The following is a 16,050-nucleotide window of genomic DNA, read 5'->3' on the forward strand; positions in this document are numbered from 1 at the left end:
CCCCCCCCCCCCCCCCCCCCCCCCCCCCCCACGACCGTGTCCGGTGCGTCGATGAGTGCCTGGACGCGCGCGGCGCGGGCGGCTTCTCGCGCCGGCTCACCCGTGTTCACGATGCCGCGACCCACGGCTCCGATCACCAGCATCGCGACGAGCGCGGCGCCTGAGATCAGCAGCGGCGTCCATTGATTCGCGAACGATGCCGTGGAGCTGAGCATCGCGCTCGGAATCCACAGACCGACCGCTCCGCCGGCGAGACCCGCCGCTCCGCGCATGATCGCGATTCCTGCGATGAGCGCACACAGCGCTGCGAGCACAGCCCCCACCACTCCGATCGGCACCAGAATCGATGCCAGTTCGCTTGCCACCCTTGACGATGTCATCACGACCCCCCGGTCTGCGGAATCTCCGCATCACCAACATTACGAAGTGTCGGCATGCCGGGCATCCATCTCAAGGATGATGTTCTGCAACTGTGACGAGCTGTTCAGCGGCGCGTCAACCGGGCGAAACGCGAGGTCCTGATCACTCGCACCGGCTGGGTGACGACCGCGTCCACGACCATCGAGCCGTCGGTGGGTCCGATGATCGCCATCGCCGAGGTCTCGGTGGCCTCGACGGGGTCGACGCGCATGCGGCCGAGCGACCGGTGCGCACGCACGTACGCCGGCACCAGCAGCACGATCGCGCCGAGCCAGGCGAGAGGGTTGCTGAGCGCGACGCCCTCGAAGCCGATGAGCGCGCCGAGCACGATCGCGGCGCCCACGCGCATCACCAGCTCGATCACACCCGTGACGGTGGGCACCAGGGTGTGGCCGAGGCCCTGCAGCGCACCACGGAGCACGAACAGCACGCCGAGCGCCCAGTATCCGCATCCGTTGATGATCAGCATGAGGTGCGCGAGTTCGACGACCCCATCCGCCGCCGCGCCCTCGCCGACGAACAGCCGCACCAGCGGCGCCCCGAACGCGATGATGACGCCTCCGAGCGCGATACCGGCGGCGATCGCCATCCAGGTGCCCTCCACGACACCGCGGCGGATGCGGTCGGGTCGGCGTCCGCCCAGGTTCTGCGCCGTGTACATCGACGAGGCGAGACCCAGCGACGAGAGGAAGGCGACGGCGAGGCCGTCGACACGGGACGCCGTCGTATAGGCGGCGACGGCCTCGGAGCCGAGTGTGTTGAGGGCCACCTGCACGACGAGCGTGCCGATCGCGATGATCGAGGCCTGGAAGCCCATCGGCAGGCCGAGGCGCAGGTGCTCTCGGATGTCGTCGCGGGTGACGCGCCAGTCGGCACGACGCAGGTGCAGCATCGGCAGCCGGCGACGCACGAACTCGAGGCACAGCACGACCGACACGGCCTGGGCGACGACGGTCGCGAGAGCCGCACCGGCCACGCCCCAGTCGAGCGGGCCGACCATGAGGATCACGAGGCCGACGTTGAGCGCACACGACACCGTGAGGAAGATCAGCGGCGTGCGCGAGTCGCCGATGGCACGGATGATCGCCGAGAGGAAGTTGAAGAACATCGTCGCGCTGGCGCCGATGAAGCTGATCTGCGTGAAGATCGTCGCCTCGGCCATGAGCTCGTCAGGCGTCTGCAGCAGGGCGAGCGTCGGCGCCGCGATCAGCGGCGCGACGATCGTGAGCACCACGCTCGTGATGCCGGTCAGGATCACGCCCGTCGCGACCGAGCGACGCACCGCTGCGCCGTCTCCCGCGCCGAACGCCTGCGCGATCGGGATAGCGAAACCGCTCGTCAGGCCCCAGGCGAAGCCGATCAGCAGGAACAGCAGGCTGCCGGTCGCGCCGACGGCGGCGAGGGACTCGACGCCGAGGTGCCGGCCGACGACGACGGCATCGGCGAACTGGTACATCTGCTGCACGACATTGCCGAGCAGCAGGGGGATCGAGAACGACAGGATGACACGCCACGGGCGGCCCGTGGTGAGAGAGGTGGCCATGGTGGGAGCGGCTCGCAGAACTGGGGGGGATGATCGGGGGTCGAACCAGGATATCGAATCGATTCGGTTAACTGCCATCCCCGATCGGCCATTACGGTCGGAAGGATGCCGCAGCGGGACGCGGCGCCCAACACCGGAGGTTCGAGCGATGACGACAGAGAGAACACGGGGATCCGTCGGGGTGGACGGAACCGCCGACGGCGACGACCAGCACCTGAAGAGGGCCCTGAGCAACCGTCACATCCAGCTGCTCGCGATCGGCGGCGCCATCGGCACCGGCCTCTTCATGGGCAGCGGCAAGACGATCTCGGTCGCCGGCCCCTCGGTGATCTTCGTCTACATGATCATCGGCTTCATGCTCTTCTTCGTGATGCGGGCGATGGGCGAGCTGCTGCTGTCGAACCTCAAGTACAAGTCGTTCAGCGACTTCGCGAGCGACCTGCTCGGCCCGTGGGCCGGCTTCTTCACCGGATGGACGTACTGGTTCTGCTGGGTCGTCACCGGAGTCGCGGATGTGATCGCGATCGCGGGGTACACGGATGCGCTGATCCCCGGCATCCCGTTGTGGATCCCCGGCGTCCTCGTGATCGTCATCCTGCTCGCACTGAACCTGCCCACCGTCGCCGCGTTCGGCGAGATGGAGTTCTGGTTCGCGCTGATCAAGATCATCGCGATCGTCGCGCTCATCGTCACGGGTCTCGTGATGATCTTCACCGGCTTCCAGCACGATGCGGGAACCGCGAGCTTCAGCAACCTGTGGGACCACGGCGGCATGTTCCCGCACGGCTTCATGGGCTTCGTCGCCGGGTTCCAGATCGCCGTGTTCGCGTTCGTCGGCGTCGAGCTCGTCGGCACCGCCGCGGCCGAGACCAAAGACCCCGAGAAGAACCTGCCCAAGGCGATCAACGCGATCCCGATCCGCATCCTGCTCTTCTACGTGGGCGCGCTCATCATCCTGATGGCGGTCACCCCGTGGACCGAGTACGTCGCCGGCGAGAGCCCGTTCATCGCGATGTTCGCCCTCGCTGGTCTCGGCATCGCGGCGACGGTGGTGAACCTCGTCGTGCTGACCTCGGCCATGTCGAGCGCCAACTCGGGCATCTACTCGACGTCGCGCATGGTGTTCGGCCTCGCGCAGGACGGCGACGCCCCGCGCGTCTTCGGCCGGCTGTCGAAGCGACGTGTGCCGCAGAACGCTCTGTTCCTGTCGTGTATCCTGCTGCTCTCGGGCGTCGTGCTGCTCTACGCGGGCAAGGACATCGGCACCGCGTTCGACATGGTGACCACGGTCTCGGCCGTGTGCTTCATGTTCGTCTGGACGATCTTCCTCTGCAGCTACCTCGTGTACCGCCGTCGGCGGCCGGAGAAGGTCGCAGCGTCGAAGTTCCGCATGCCGGGCGGCATCTTCATGGTCTACGTGGTGCTCGCGTTCTTCGTGTTCATCCTCTGGGCGCTCACGACGCAGCCCGACACCCTGATCGCGCTGCTCGTGACGCCGATCTGGTTCGTGCTGCTGCTCGTCGCCTGGATGTTCGTGCGCACGTCGCAGAACCATCTGACCCGTCACGCGGAGCACATCGCGTACCTGCGCGACGACTCCCCGGAGTAGTCCTGGAGTAGTCCTGCTCGTGCCGAGGGAGGGTCTGACAGCCCCTCCCTCATCGTCGAGGCCGCGCGTAGCGTCGGTCTCGACGAAAGGACACGCAATGCACACTCGCACACTCGGACAGGGCCTCGAGGTCTCTGCCGTCGGGCTCGGATGCATGGGGATGTCGCAGAGCTACGGGCCGAACCCGGGCACCCGCGACGAGATGATCGGCGTGCTGAGGTCGGCTCTCGACCTCGGCGTCACCTTCTTCGACACCGCGGAGGTCTACGGCCCCTATGTGAACGAGGAGCTGGTCGGCGAGGCTCTCGAGCCCATCCGCGACCAGGTCGTCATCGCGACGAAGTTCGGCTGGCGCATCGAAGACGGCAAGAGCGTCGGGCTCGACAGCCGGCCGGAGCAGATCAGACGCGTCGCCGAGCAGTCGCTGCGTCGCCTGCGCACCGACGTGATCGACCTCTTCTACCAGCACCGTGTCGACCCGGATGTGCCGATCGACGACGTCGCAGGCACGGTGGCCGAGCTCATCGCCGAGGGCAAGGTGAGGCACTTCGGGCTGTCCGAGGCATCGGCCTCGACGATCCGCCGGGCCCATGCCGTGCAGCCCGTCACGGCGCTGCAGAGCGAGTACTCGCTGTGGACGCGCGACCCTGAGGCCGAGATCCTGCCCACACTCGGCGAGCTCGGCATCGGCTTCGTGCCGTTCAGCCCGCTCGGCAAGGGGTTCCTCACCGGCACGGTCGATCGCCGCACCTCATTCGCCGACGGCGACATCCGCGGCACGATCCCGCGCTTCAGCGAGGAGAACCGGGCGGCGAACGAGGCGCTGGTCGGCCACGTCGCCTCGCTCGCGGAGTCCAAGGAGGCCTCCCCCGGCCAGATCGCCCTCGCATGGCTGCTCGCTCGGGAGCCGTGGATCGTGCCGATTCCCGGCACGAGGCGCACGTCGCGGATCGCCGAGAATGCGGGAGCCACCACGGTGGCCCTGTCGGCCGACGAACTCGCCGACCTCGATCAGCTCGCCGACCGGGTCGGCGTGCAGGGAGATCGGTACAACCCGCAGCAGATGTCGTTCGTCGACCGCTGAGTCGACATCTGAGTCGACCGCTGAGCAGCGGCGTGCGCTGGGTAGTCTGAGGCGGATGACTCCGCCCCGCACCTACCCGGCCACGATCGCCGCGCCCGTGGAGCATGAACTCATCATCAAGAAGTCGCGGTTCATCGCGACCGTCGAGCCGGTCACCTCGGTCGAGGACGCGGATGCCGTGATCGCACGCCTGCGCAAGCAGTGGTGGGATGCGCGGCACAACTGCAGCGCGATGGTCACCGGCCTGCTCGGCGATCAGGCCCGCTCGTCGGATGACGGTGAGCCGTCCGGCACTGCGGGGGTGCCGATGCTCGAAGTGCTCAGACGGCGCGAGCTGACGGACGTCGTGGCAGTGGTGACCCGCTACTTCGGCGGCGTGAAGCTCGGCGCCGGCGGGCTCGTGCGGGCCTACTCGACCGCTGTCTCGGAAGCCCTCGATCTCGCATCGCTCGTGCACCGGCAGTCTCTGACCCAGGTGACGATCGACGTCGCGCAGGCGGATGCCGGACGCTTCGACAACCTTCTGCGCGACTGGGTGCCGCGTCACGGCGCGACGCTCGGCGAGCCCCGGTACGCAGCGCTGGCGACTTTCGAGGTGTGGGTGCCTGCGCAGGAGCTCGACCGGCTCGCGGATGACATCGCAGCGGCATCCGCCGGTTCCGTGGTGCCGGTGATCGGCGTGGAGCGCGTCGTCGACGTGCCGGCCTGACCCCGGCCGACGCGCCCGGCTGATCCACAACAGCATCCGGATATTCTGGATGCCGCGATCTCGGAAGGAGAGCGATGTTCGACAGCCCGCTCTCGGCTTCCGCCTATGAGATCCTCGGCGTGGACCCGACCGTCGACGACGGCGAGCTGCGGCGCGCGTATCGCCTGCGCCTGCGGCAGACCCACCCGGACACGGGCGGAGACGCGGCCGTCTTCATCCAGGTGCAGCGAGCATGGGAGCTGATCGGCACCCCCGAGGGCCGCGCCGCCTACGACCGTCGCTCGGGTGCGCACCCCGGCATCCCGGCCGAGCCTGAGTGGAACGGCTGGCGGCCGCAGTCGGCCGCCCGCACGGACACCCGCCCTCGAGCTCGCTCGTACGGGCATCCCGGCGGGTGGCGCCGCGAGCGCTACCTGTCGCTGATCCGCGAATGGGCCGGCCGTGGCGTCGAGGTGCCCGACCCCTATGACCCGGCGCTCGTGCGCTCGGCCCCGCGCGACCTGCGACGCCTGCTCGCCGATGCTCTCGCCGAAGAGGCGACCGCCCGCACGGTGAGCGCGCTCGGCATGGGCTTCACGGTGTGGCACGACGTCGCCACAGGAGCGGATGCCGACGACAAGCTCGACCATGTCGTGCTCAGCCCCTCGGGCCTCTACGGCGTCATGTCGGAGGACTTCGGGGGAGTCGTCGGGTTCCGTCGGGGCGAGATCACGGGCCCGAGTCTCGGCACACGCGCGCCCGTCACCGCCGCACTCTCGCGCATGCGCACCGTGGCCAAGGCCGCACGGGTGAAGTTCGGCGGACTGATCATGGTGCTCCCCGACGACGATCTCGCGCAGGCCGTCACCCCGCTCGGCAGCAGCCGCGGCGTTCCCGTGGTCGTCGTGCGTCGCAGTGCGCTCGCGATGGTGCTGCGCCAGGGAGTCCCCGGTGCCCGCGCCATCGGCGGCAACGAGCTGTTCGACGTGCGCACACGCCTGCAGCAGACCGTCACCTTCGTCTGACCCCGGCCTCCCAGAACGAGGGACTCCCGGCATCGACTCGGCGGGAGTACCCTGCTCGCATGGCTACGCCCGCGGCGACGATGGCATGGATGCTCGATGCCGATCCGGCCCTGCGCTGGCAGGTGGAGCGCGACCTGCTCGGCGCCCCGGCCGATGTCTGGAGATCCACGCGAGCTCGGGTGTCGACGGAGGGTTTCGGGGCCGCACTCCTCGCCGCGCAGGATCCGGACGGACGCTGGGACGGAGGGGCGCACTTTCCCCGCGACTTCTTCGGAACTGCGGAGGCGGAGCAGCCGGGTCAACCGTGGACTGCCACGAGCTGGTCTCTGAATCAGCTCCGGGAGTGGGGGGTGCCCGCGGCGGCGCTCGGCGACACCGCGGACCGTCTCGCACGCAACTGCCGGTGGGAGTATGACGACATGCCCTTCTGGGGTGGCGAGATCGACGTGTGCATCAACGCGTTCACCCTCGCGAACGGCGCATGGCTGGGGGCCGACGTCTCGCGACTGGTCCGATGGTTCCCGGAGCACCGGCTCGCCGACGGAGGGTGGAACTGCGAGGCGGAGGAGGGCGACTCGGTCCGATCCTCGTTTCACTCCACGCTCAACGCGCTCCGCGGGATGCTCTCCTATGAGCTCGCGACCGGGGACACGTCACTGCGATCGACGCGGCACGCCGGCGAGGAGTACCTCCTCCGAAGGCAGCTGATGTTCCGTGCCTCCACCGGCGAGCTCGTGGACGGGTTCGTGGTCCGTTTCGTCTACCCGAGCAGACATCAGTACAGCGCTCTGGCGGCGCTCGACTACTTCCGCGACGCGTCACAGTCCGACCGAACCGCCCGAGACCCGCGAACGGATGCCGCAGTCGAGCTCGTGCGCGCGGCGCGACAGGCAGATGGATCCTGGCTCCAGGGCCCGCCGCTGGAGGGGCGGACGTGGTTCGCCGTCGATGCCGCGGAAGGCGCCCCGTCGCGGTGGCTGACCCTGATGGGGACGCGGGTCCTCGAGTGGGCAGATGGGGGCTCCTCCCCCGACGCATGATCCCGTCGGTTGTGACGGGCCTTGACCGCATCCGTCAAACCGGTTTACACTCGCTTCACCCGCATTCGTCAAACCGGTTAAATCGTGCCGTGCCGAGTGCTCAGGGAACAACCCGGAAGTTCCACGAGGAGGTGACATGAGCCGCACGACGATCGCCGACGTCGCCCGCGAGGCCGGCGTCACCAAGGCCACCGTCTCGCACGCGATGAGCGGCAAGCGGCCCATCTCCGACGACACCAGGGCCAAGGTGCTCGCCGCCGCCGAGAAGCTCAACTGGGTGCCGAGCCAGAGCGCCCGCGCGCTGGCCACGCAGAAGGCCAATGCGATCGCCGTGGTGCTGGCCCGTGACCCCGAGGTCATCGCCAACGACTCGTTCTTCCCCGCGTTCATCGCTGGCGTCGAATCGGTGCTGGCTGAGACCGAGACGGCGCTGATCCTGCAGGTCGTTCCCGATCGGGCGGCCGAGGAGCGGGCCTACCGGTCGCTCAGCCACGGGCGCGCCGACGGCGCCCTGCTGCTCGACCTGCGGAACGACGACTGGCGCGTGCCGCTGCTCGAAGAGCTCGACCTCCCTTCGGTGCTGGTCGGCGCCTACGAGCAGCCGACCCGATTCTCGTGCGTGCGCACCGACGACGATGCGCCCGTGCGCGAGATCATCGCTCACCTGCGTGCCGAGGGCCACGAACGCATCGCTCATGTCTCGGGTCCGCTCGACTACGTGCACTCGCGCGTGCGGGCCGATGCCTACACCGATGCCGTGGGCGGCGATGCCCTGCTGCGCGAGGGCGACTTCACCGCCTCGAGTGGCCGGGAGCGCACCGCCGAGCTGCTCGCGCTGCCCGATCGCCCGACCGCCATCCTCTATTCCAACGACACCATGGCGATCGCCGGGCTGTCGTTCGCGCGGTCGAGCGGCCTCAGCATCCCCCGCGATCTCGCGATCGCCGGCTTCGACGACGACCATCTCTCGGCCCACCTCTCCCCCGCACTCACGAGCGTCTCGTCGGGCCCCGCCGCGCGAGGACGCGCTGCCGCCCGCCTGATTCAGGCCGACATCCTCGGCGCCGAGCCGCGCACAGAGGTCGTCGACTGCAACGTCGTGCACTTCCGGGAGAGCACAGCCCGCTAGACGATCACCCGAACCATCGCGTCAAGGAGGACAACATGAAGAAGAAGATCCGCGCAGCAGCGCTCCTGGGAGCCGTCGCGCTCGTCGCCACCGGATGCTCATCCGGAGGTGGAGGCGGCGATGCCTCGGGCGAGGGCACCGGCTCGATCGACATCTGGCTGTCGAACAACGAGCAGGAGGTCGCCTGGGGCACCGCCGTCGTCGAGGCCTGGAACGCCGAGCACCCCGACGAGAAGGTGAACGCGCAGGAGATCCCCGCCGGCTCGTCGTCGGAAGAGGCGATCACCGCCGCCATCACCGCCGGCACCGCACCCTGCCTGGTCTACAACGTGGCTCCGGCGGCGGTCTCCGGCTGGGTCAAGCAGGGCGGGCTCGTCGACCTCAGCACCATGGAGGGCGGCAGCGACTACATCACCGAGCGCGGTGGTGAGGTCGACTCGTATGCCACCGACGGAAGCTTCTACCAGCTGCCGTGGAAGTCGAACCCGGTCATGGTGATGTACAACAAGGCCCTCTTCGAGGCTGCGGGCATCGATCCCGAAGACCCCCAGATGGCCTCGTACGACGAGTTCCTCGCCGGGTCACGCGCGATCGTCGAATCCGGAGTGCAGAGTGCGATCTGGCCGGCACCCACCAGCGAGTTCTACCAGCCCTGGTTCGACTTCTATCCCCTGTACCTCGCCGAGACCGACGGCACCATGCTCGTCGAAGACGGCGCGGCGACGGTCGACTCGGATGCCGGGCGCGAGGTCGCGGAGTTCTGGAAGACCTTCTACGACGAGAAGCTCTCGCCCAACGAGGCGTCGACCGATGACGCGATGTCTGCGGGGACGACCGCCATGCAGCTCGCCGGTCCGTGGGCCATCCCCTCGTACGCCGAGACCGTGGACGTCGGGTTCATGCCCGTGCCGACCAGCGACGGTCGCGAGAACCCGACGACGTTCGCGGACTCGAAGAGCGTCTCGATGTTCACCGCGTGCGAGAACCAGGGCACCGCATGGGAGTTCCTGAAGTTCTCGACGAGCGTCGACAGCGACGGTCAGCTGCTCGAGGCGACGGGCCAGATGCCGATGCGCACCGACCTCACCGAGACCTACGCCGACTACTTCGACGCGAACCCGAACTACGTGGCGTTCGCCGAGCAGGCCGAGGCCACGGCAGACGTGCCCAGCATCCCGAACTCCGTGGAGGCCTGGCAGGCGTTCCGCGACGAGTACTCCGCCGCCGTGATCTTCGGCAAGGAGTCGATCGACGACTTCCTGAAGAACGCCGCGACGAAGATCGACGATCTCGTCGCCGAGTGATGAGCCGCACATGACTCTCCGAGACGACGCCGTCGCGGACGTGGCCGGGGGCACCACCGCCCCGGCCCCGTCCGCGGGCCGGTCACCGAGGGCGCGGTTACGCAACCGACTGCTGGGTGCACAGCCGATCGGCGGCCTCTTCGCCCTGCCGTATCTGGTCTTCGTGCTGGCGATCTTCGCGTTCCCGCTGGGATTCGCGGTCTACATCGCCTTCCACGACTACTTCTTCACGGCACCCAATGTCGACGTCGACCGGCCGTTCGTGGGCTTCGACAACTTCGTCACCGTGCTCACCGACCCGAGGGTGCTCGGATCGTTCCGCAACACCCTGGTCTTCCTCGTCATCAACGTGCCGCTCACCGCCGTGCTCTCGCTCGTGCTCGCGGCGGCGCTGAACACCGGCATCCGCTGGGTCGCCGCCTACCGGGTGGCGTTCTACGTGCCGTATCTGACGGCCAGTGTCTCGCTCGTCGGCGTGTGGATGCTGCTGTTCTCGGGCAACGGCCTGATCAACACGATCCTCGGGCCACTCGCCCCCGATCCGTCGTGGTTGGTGAACAGCGGTCTCGCGATGCCGATGATCGCGCTGTACGTCACGTGGAAGCAGCTGGGGTTCTACATCCTGCTCTACCTGGCCGCACTCCAGAATGTGCCGAAGGAGCTCTACGAGTCGGCGGAGACCGACGGCGCGGGCGCGTTCTCGCGCTTCTGGAACGTCACCGTTCCCGGTGTGCGCAGCGCCACCACGCTCGTGCTGATCCTGTCGATCATCACCGGAGCGAACCTCTTCACCGAGCCGTACCTGCTCACGAATGGCGGCGGCCCCGACGGCGCCTCCTCGACACCCGTGCTGCTCATCTACCAGCTGGGCATCCAGCAGCAGAACCCCGACACCGCGGCCGCGATCGGCATGATCCTCGTGATCCTGGTCGGCATGCTGTCGCTCGCCGCCAACCGCGCCACCAGGGAGCGATGACCATGAGACGCAAGCGTTCACTGCCCCGCATCCTGAGCGTGATCCTGCTCACGGTCGCGGCGATCGGATTCGCGTTCCCGTTCTACTTCATGCTGGTCGGGGCGTTCCAGGAGAACCCGACGAACTCGCCCGACGAGCTCTTCCCGACGAGCGGCTGGACGATCGACAACTTCCTCGCGATCGACTCCCGCATCGACCTGGTCGGCTCGCTGCTCAACTCGCTGATCTTCACGGCGGGCGTGCTGCTGGGCACCGTCGTGTTCGGACTGCTCGCCGGGTATGCGATCGCGCGGCTCGACTTCCGCGGTCGCGGAGTGATCTGGGTGCTCATGCTGCTGGTGCAGATGGTGCCGTTCCAGCTGCTCATGATCCCGCTGTACGTGCAGATCACGCGCAATTACGGGCTCGGGGACTCGTACATGGGCATGATTCTGCCGTTCCTCATCAACACGACGGCGGTGTTCATCTTCGTGCAGTTCTTCAAAGCGCTGCCCGTCGAGATCTTCGAGGCCGCCCGCATCGACGGCGCCGGCGAGATCCGCCTGCTCACCTCCGTCGCGATCCCGCTCATCAAGCCGGTGCTCGTGACCGTCGTGCTCGTCACCTTCATCGGCCCGTGGAACGAGTTCCTCTGGCCGTTCCTGATCACGAAGGACGCATCGCTGCAACCGCTCGCCGTGTCCCTCGCGAACTACATCTCGAACGTGGCCCAGTCCACGGCGAACCCCAACGGCGCGATCCTCGCCGGAGCGACCGCCCTGGCGTTCCCCGTCGTCATCCTGTTCATCGTCTTCCAGCGCTTCTTCCGGGCCACCGACCTCGGTGCGGCCGTCAAGGGCTGACCGGCCCCTCCCCAGAATCCCCGAAAGGACCCCCATGTTCACCGGAGCATCCTTCCCCCTCGGCCCGTTCACCCCCTACGAGGGCAACCCGATCCTGCGTCCGAAGGGCGACAGCTGGGAGTCGGCCAATCTCTACAACCCGGCGGCCCTCGTCGACGGCGACGAGGTGGTGCTGCTCTACCGGGCGCACGCAGACGACATCGTCTCGCACATCGGCATCGCCCGCTCGAGCGACGGCGTGAACTTCACCCGCGAGGACGCACCGATCCTCTCGCCCTCCGAGGACTACGAGCGCTACGGATGCGAGGATCCGCGCATCGCGCTGATCGACGGCACCTACTACCTGACCTACACCGGCTGGGATCGGCGCAGCGCGCAGCTGTGCCTCGCGACCTCGACCGATCTGCGCACCTGGACCAAGCACGGACCGCTGTTCGACGACTTCGACACGTTCAAGACCATGGACCCCCGCGGGTTCAACTGGTCGAAGGCCGGGGTCATCGTGCCGCAGAAGATGCACGGCAAGTGGTGGATGTACTTCGGTGAGGGCGGCATCTACTGGGCCACCAGCGACGATCTCCTCCACTGGACGCCCGGCACCCCCGACACCGAGCCGATGTACTCGCCGACCCCCGGCACGTGGGACGAGGCGCTCGTGGAGATCGGCACCTCGCCTGTCGTCACCGACAACGGGTTGCTCGTGATGCTCACGAACGGGGCGACCAGGACCGTGCACGAGGACGGTTCGGTCGACGTGGACTACCGCTGCGGCCAGATCGCGATCGACCCCGACGAGCCGACCAAGGTGCTCGCGCGGCTGCAGGAGCCGTGGCTGCGTCCGCAGACCTTCGAGGACATGCACGGGCTCGTCTCGAACGTGACCTTCGTCGAGGGACTCGTGAAGTTCCAGGGCCGGTGGTTCGCGTACTACGGGCAGTCGGACACGACGCTGGCCGTCGCCATCCACGACCCCGCCCAGCCGTGGGGCCGCGCACTGCGAGACGGCGCCGACTCGAACACGGGCGAGGAATGAGACCATGGCCATCTCCCGACGGACCTTCCTGACCGCGGCAGCCGCCTCCTCGGCACTGGCGCTCCTGCCGCTGGATTCGGCCGGGGCGCAGGCATCGGCGTCCGCTGCCGGACTGCCTCTCGGGTCTCCGCCTGCGGGGGCGGGTGCCGGGGCGCGACTCACGAACCTCGCGCACCTGCGCTTTCTGCTCGCGGAGGTGCCGGTCGTGGCGAGCGTCACGCACACCACGTTCGACATCGACATCTCGCCGCGCGTGCTCGCGCCATGGACGTATGCCGACACCGATGGCGCCGGGGGCTACCGACCGGTGGGTGGCGGCACTCGCGACGCCGTGACCGGCTCTTGGACACAGGGCGCGTACAACGCGGATGACATCGCCCGAGCCGCGATCGTGTTCCTGCGCGAATGGAAGGCGACCGGCGACGCGCAGGCCCGCGACGAGGCCCGCGATGTGCTCCGGTCGCTGGCGTTCCTGCAGACGACCAGCGGGCCGAATGCCGGCCGCGTGGTGCTGTGGCAGCAGGAGGACGGCACGCTGAATCCCAGCGCGATCCCCGTCGAACTGCCGGATCCGTCGGACTCCGCCGAGTCGTACTGGCTGGCGCGCACGGTGTGGGCGTTCGGTGAGGGGTACGCGGCCTTCCGACGGGAGGATGCCGAGTTCGCGGCGTTCCTGCTCTCGCGGCTGCATCTGGCCCTCGATGCGCTCGGTCGCGAGTCGCTGTCGCGCGCCGGGCAGTGGGTGCGCAGCGACGGACGCGACCTGCCCGCCTGGTTGATCGCGGGTGGAGCGGATGCCACGGCCGAGGCCATGCTCGGACTCGCCGCGGCGACCGATGCCGGGGACGCCCGAAGCCGACAGGCTCTGCAGACGTATGGAGAAGGTGTCGTGGCGATGGCCACTGATCCTGCGAAGGGCTGGCCGTTCGGCGCCGTGCTGCCGTGGACCGGTTCGTTGGGATTCTGGCACGCCTGGGGTGCGGCCGCCCCCGAGGCTCTCGCCCGCGCCGGTGCGCTGCTGCGACGTCGCGAGTGGACCGCGGCGGCCGTGGCGGATGCCGGGACCTTCACCCCGCAGGTGCTCGCCTCGGGCGGTCCGCACAACGCCTGGGCGCCGTTGCCCGCGGAGGCGCAGATCGCCTACGGCGCGCACGGTCGCGCCGCGGCGGCGGTGCAGGCGGCATCCGTCGGCGGAGAGGGACTGCGGGTGCTCGCAGGACTCGCCGCCGGGTGGTTCTTCGGCGCGAACACGGCGGGTATCCCTGTCTACGACCCGGCCACCGGTGTGACTTTCGACGGTGTCGAGACGGATGGACGGGTGAATCGGAACTCCGGAGCCGAGTCCACCATCCACGGGCTGCTCACGATGCTGCTGCTGGATGCGAACCGCGACATCGCCCGGATCGCGACGTCGATCACCGGGCTGTCGTCGTTCTCGGGACTGAGGGTGATCGACGCCGAGGGCGCCCGGCTCTCGGCGGGCTGCGTGGTCGTGCGGCCCGAGGACGGCGCCTGGACTGGCGAGGGCAACCTGTCGGGTGGCGCGTACGTGCGCGTTCCCGCGGGCGAGTCGGTCGAGTTCGATGTGACCGAGCCCGACGGCATCCTGCACGGCCTCGTCTGGAGACAGGCGGCGGATGCGGGCGAAGCGGTGTGGGAGGTGTTCCGCGGTCGCCGGCGTCTGTGGAGCACTCGCACGCCCGCGGGTGGCACCGGCGAGCGCGGACTCACCGAGGCCGACGGGATGCTGGTGCCGCAGCTGCTCGGTGGCGAGCTGCCCGCGGAGGCGGTGACCGTGCGATGCACGAGCACCGGCGACCTGCGGCTCGACGCCCTGGTGATCCAGCCGGCCGTCGCGAACGCGGTGTACTCGACGACCTCCGGCGCGGCGGTGCTCTATGCGAACGGGACTCGACGGGACCAGCGGGTCGCTGCGCTCGCACCCGGTGCCGGCCGAGCCTACGAGGCGGACGGATCGCAGCGCGGCCAGGCCGTCGGCGGCGGAAAGGTGCGCGTGCGCGGCGGCGGGTTCACCATCACGCAGTGACCGGGCCCCGACGTCGGGCTACGGTTGCGGTGTGCCTGCGATCCCTGTCTACGACCAGCTGCCCGACCGCCCCGCGCCCGACAACCCGACGGGAAAGCTCGTGCTCCTGCGCCACGGCGAGACCGAGTGGTCGAAGGCCGGCCTGCACACCGGCCTCACGGACATCCCGCTCACGGCGCGGGGCGAGGACCTCGCCCGCGGTGCCGGACAGCTGGTCGCCGACTACGACTTCTCGCTCGTGCTGTCGTCGCCGCTCGAGCGCGCCCGGCGCACGGCCGAGCTCGCCGGTCTGCACGCCGAGATCGATCCGCTGCTCGTCGAGTGGGACTACGGCGGATACGAGGGCCGCACGACGAAGGACATCCGCGAGGAGCTCGGCTACGACTGGAGCGCATTCACTCACGGAGTGATCCGAGGCGCGACGCCGGGCGAGACCGTCGAAGAGGTCGCGGCCCGCGCATCCCGCGTGCTCACCCGGGTTCTGCCGAAGCTGACCGAGGGTGATGTGGCGCTGGTCGCGCACGGGCACTTCCTCCGCATCCTCACCGCGGTCTATCTGCGCCTGGCGCCGCGCTTCGGCGCTCAGATCACGCTGGACGCCGGATCGGTGTCGGTGCTGAGCTTCTACCGCGAGCAGCCGGCGATCCTGACCTGGAACTACGGCCTCGAGCTGCCTCTCGCGCCGTCGGAGTCCTGACGCCCGCAGTGGATCCAGACGACCGCGCGCTCAGGACGCCTCGACGAGCGACAGCGCGTGGACCGTGGGGGCGCCCTCGAGAGCGAGTGCGAATCGAATCCCGGTGCGAGCATTCGTGACGTCGAAGGCGATCGTCTCGTTCGCGCACACGACCGGCTCTGCCGGGTCTCCCTCGTCCAGCTCGCTGGTCACGAGAGTGATGGTGCCGTCACCCCTGCAGGCGAACTGAGCCTGGTACGACCCCGGCGGGAGTGACGTGAAGGACGTCACGTCGTGGGCCGAGCTGTTCTCGCTCATCCACCCGGAGAAGCCGAAGACGTATCCGTCGGCGTCTCCGCTGGGAACGGCAGTCTTCGCCCAGTCGGCGATCTCCTCGACCGGCACCGGGAGCAGCGCTTCATCCACCTCGGCGTCCGGAGTCGGGGTCGGCGTGGGGCTCGACGCCGAGGCGGAGGGCGACGGGGACCCCTCGCCCGACCCTGAGGGTTCGCCACTGCATCCGGCGAGCGCGACGCCCGCCATCAGGATCAGTCCCACTGCTGCCGCTCGTGTCGTAGACATCCCTTCACGCTAGGTGCACGTGTGCAGGATGCAACCCGCGCGGCCGACACGC

The 16,050-nt window shown here is 68.9% G+C and carries 15 protein-coding genes; 12 read left to right on the plus strand and 3 right to left on the minus strand.

Going from position 1 to position 16,050, the window contains the following annotated elements:
- Both OPU70_RS08450 and OPU70_RS08455 read right to left on the minus strand, forming a co-directional pair.
- The coding region (locus tag OPU70_RS08450) for a hypothetical protein (RefSeq protein ID WP_498557525.1) at window positions 1–314 on the minus strand (314 nt) is incomplete at its 3' end.
- 170 nt (window positions 315–484) lie between these two features.
- The gene (locus OPU70_RS08455; protein WP_079113804.1) at window positions 485–1,963 is read right to left on the minus strand and encodes an MATE family efflux transporter; all 1,479 of its coding nucleotides are present in this window, start codon (window positions 1,961–1,963) and stop codon (window positions 485–487) included.
- 148 nt (window positions 1,964–2,111) lie between these two features.
- On the opposite strand from OPU70_RS08455, the gene cycA reads away from it, so the two are divergent.
- The 12 genes from cycA (at window position 2,112) to OPU70_RS08515 (ending at window position 15,437) form a co-directional block, all read left to right on the plus strand.
- Window positions 2,112–3,572 (plus strand): D-serine/D-alanine/glycine transporter, encoded by a 1,461-nt coding sequence (cycA, locus tag OPU70_RS08460; RefSeq protein WP_056374858.1) that lies wholly within the window; start codon window positions 2,112–2,114, stop codon window positions 3,570–3,572.
- 97 nt (window positions 3,573–3,669) lie between these two features.
- Window positions 3,670–4,656 (plus strand): aldo/keto reductase, encoded by a 987-nt coding sequence (locus OPU70_RS08465; protein ID WP_367821607.1) that lies wholly within the window; start codon window positions 3,670–3,672, stop codon window positions 4,654–4,656.
- Window positions 4,657–4,711: 55 nt separating this feature from the next.
- The gene (locus OPU70_RS08470) at window positions 4,712–5,365 is read left to right on the plus strand and encodes an IMPACT family protein (protein ID WP_498557526.1); all 654 of its coding nucleotides are present in this window, start codon (window positions 4,712–4,714) and stop codon (window positions 5,363–5,365) included.
- A 74-nt stretch (window positions 5,366–5,439) separates the two neighbouring features.
- Complete coding sequence (locus OPU70_RS08475) at window positions 5,440–6,369, plus strand: J domain-containing protein (protein WP_042540447.1); 930 nt, start codon at window positions 5,440–5,442, stop codon at window positions 6,367–6,369.
- Window positions 6,370–6,428: 59 nt separating this feature from the next.
- Entirely contained in the window at window positions 6,429–7,409 is a 981-nt protein-coding gene (locus tag OPU70_RS08480; RefSeq protein ID WP_498557527.1) for a squalene cyclase, read from the plus strand.
- A 136-nt stretch (window positions 7,410–7,545) separates the two neighbouring features.
- A complete protein-coding gene (locus OPU70_RS08485; protein WP_455903861.1) occupies window positions 7,546–8,538 on the plus strand; it encodes a LacI family DNA-binding transcriptional regulator in 993 nt (330 codons plus the stop codon).
- A gap of 35 nt (window positions 8,539–8,573) precedes the next feature.
- Window positions 8,574–9,842, plus strand: coding sequence for an extracellular solute-binding protein (locus OPU70_RS08490; RefSeq protein WP_042540443.1), 1,269 nt, complete (start codon window positions 8,574–8,576; stop codon window positions 9,840–9,842).
- 10 nt (window positions 9,843–9,852) lie between these two features.
- Entirely contained in the window at window positions 9,853–10,818 is a 966-nt protein-coding gene (locus OPU70_RS08495) for a carbohydrate ABC transporter permease (RefSeq protein ID WP_079113808.1), read from the plus strand.
- A gap of 2 nt (window positions 10,819–10,820) precedes the next feature.
- A complete protein-coding gene (locus OPU70_RS08500; RefSeq protein WP_042540439.1) occupies window positions 10,821–11,660 on the plus strand; it encodes a carbohydrate ABC transporter permease in 840 nt (279 codons plus the stop codon).
- 34 nt (window positions 11,661–11,694) lie between these two features.
- The gene (locus OPU70_RS08505) at window positions 11,695–12,693 is read left to right on the plus strand and encodes a glycoside hydrolase family 130 protein (protein WP_079113809.1); all 999 of its coding nucleotides are present in this window, start codon (window positions 11,695–11,697) and stop codon (window positions 12,691–12,693) included.
- A 4-nt stretch (window positions 12,694–12,697) separates the two neighbouring features.
- Window positions 12,698–14,740 carry a hypothetical protein gene (locus OPU70_RS08510; protein ID WP_498557528.1) on the plus strand — a complete coding sequence of 681 codons (2,043 nt, stop codon included), beginning with the start codon at window positions 12,698–12,700 and terminating at the stop codon, window positions 14,738–14,740.
- A gap of 40 nt (window positions 14,741–14,780) precedes the next feature.
- Complete coding sequence (locus OPU70_RS08515) at window positions 14,781–15,437, plus strand: histidine phosphatase family protein (RefSeq protein WP_228385721.1); 657 nt, start codon at window positions 14,781–14,783, stop codon at window positions 15,435–15,437.
- Between the two features lie 30 nt (window positions 15,438–15,467).
- Here OPU70_RS08515 and OPU70_RS08520 read toward each other — a convergent pair whose 3' ends face one another.
- Window positions 15,468–15,998 carry a hypothetical protein gene (locus OPU70_RS08520; RefSeq protein WP_498557529.1) on the minus strand — a complete coding sequence of 177 codons (531 nt, stop codon included), beginning with the start codon at window positions 15,996–15,998 and terminating at the stop codon, window positions 15,468–15,470.
- Window positions 15,999–16,050 lie beyond the last annotated feature (52 nt).

Source organism: Microbacterium sp. SWDP-B6 (assembly GCF_059803615.1).

Coding starts and splice junctions, on each gene's coding strand:
- OPU70_RS08455 (WP_079113804.1), bottom strand. CDS start 1,963: ATGGCCACCTCTCTCACCACGGGCCGCCCGTGGCGTGTCATCCTGTCG.
- cycA (WP_056374858.1), top strand. CDS start 2,112: ATGACGACAGAGAGAACACGGGGATCCGTCGGGGTGGACGGAACCGCC.
- OPU70_RS08465 (WP_367821607.1), top strand. CDS start 3,670: ATGCACACTCGCACACTCGGACAGGGCCTCGAGGTCTCTGCCGTCGGG.
- OPU70_RS08470 (WP_498557526.1), top strand. CDS start 4,712: ATGACTCCGCCCCGCACCTACCCGGCCACGATCGCCGCGCCCGTGGAG.
- OPU70_RS08475 (WP_042540447.1), top strand. CDS start 5,440: ATGTTCGACAGCCCGCTCTCGGCTTCCGCCTATGAGATCCTCGGCGTG.
- OPU70_RS08480 (WP_498557527.1), top strand. CDS start 6,429: ATGGCTACGCCCGCGGCGACGATGGCATGGATGCTCGATGCCGATCCG.
- OPU70_RS08485 (WP_455903861.1), top strand. CDS start 7,546: ATGAGCCGCACGACGATCGCCGACGTCGCCCGCGAGGCCGGCGTCACC.
- OPU70_RS08490 (WP_042540443.1), top strand. CDS start 8,574: ATGAAGAAGAAGATCCGCGCAGCAGCGCTCCTGGGAGCCGTCGCGCTC.
- OPU70_RS08495 (WP_079113808.1), top strand. CDS start 9,853: ATGACTCTCCGAGACGACGCCGTCGCGGACGTGGCCGGGGGCACCACC.
- OPU70_RS08500 (WP_042540439.1), top strand. CDS start 10,821: ATGAGACGCAAGCGTTCACTGCCCCGCATCCTGAGCGTGATCCTGCTC.
- OPU70_RS08505 (WP_079113809.1), top strand. CDS start 11,695: ATGTTCACCGGAGCATCCTTCCCCCTCGGCCCGTTCACCCCCTACGAG.
- OPU70_RS08510 (WP_498557528.1), top strand. CDS start 12,698: ATGGCCATCTCCCGACGGACCTTCCTGACCGCGGCAGCCGCCTCCTCG.
- OPU70_RS08520 (WP_498557529.1), bottom strand. CDS start 15,998: ATGTCTACGACACGAGCGGCAGCAGTGGGACTGATCCTGATGGCGGGC.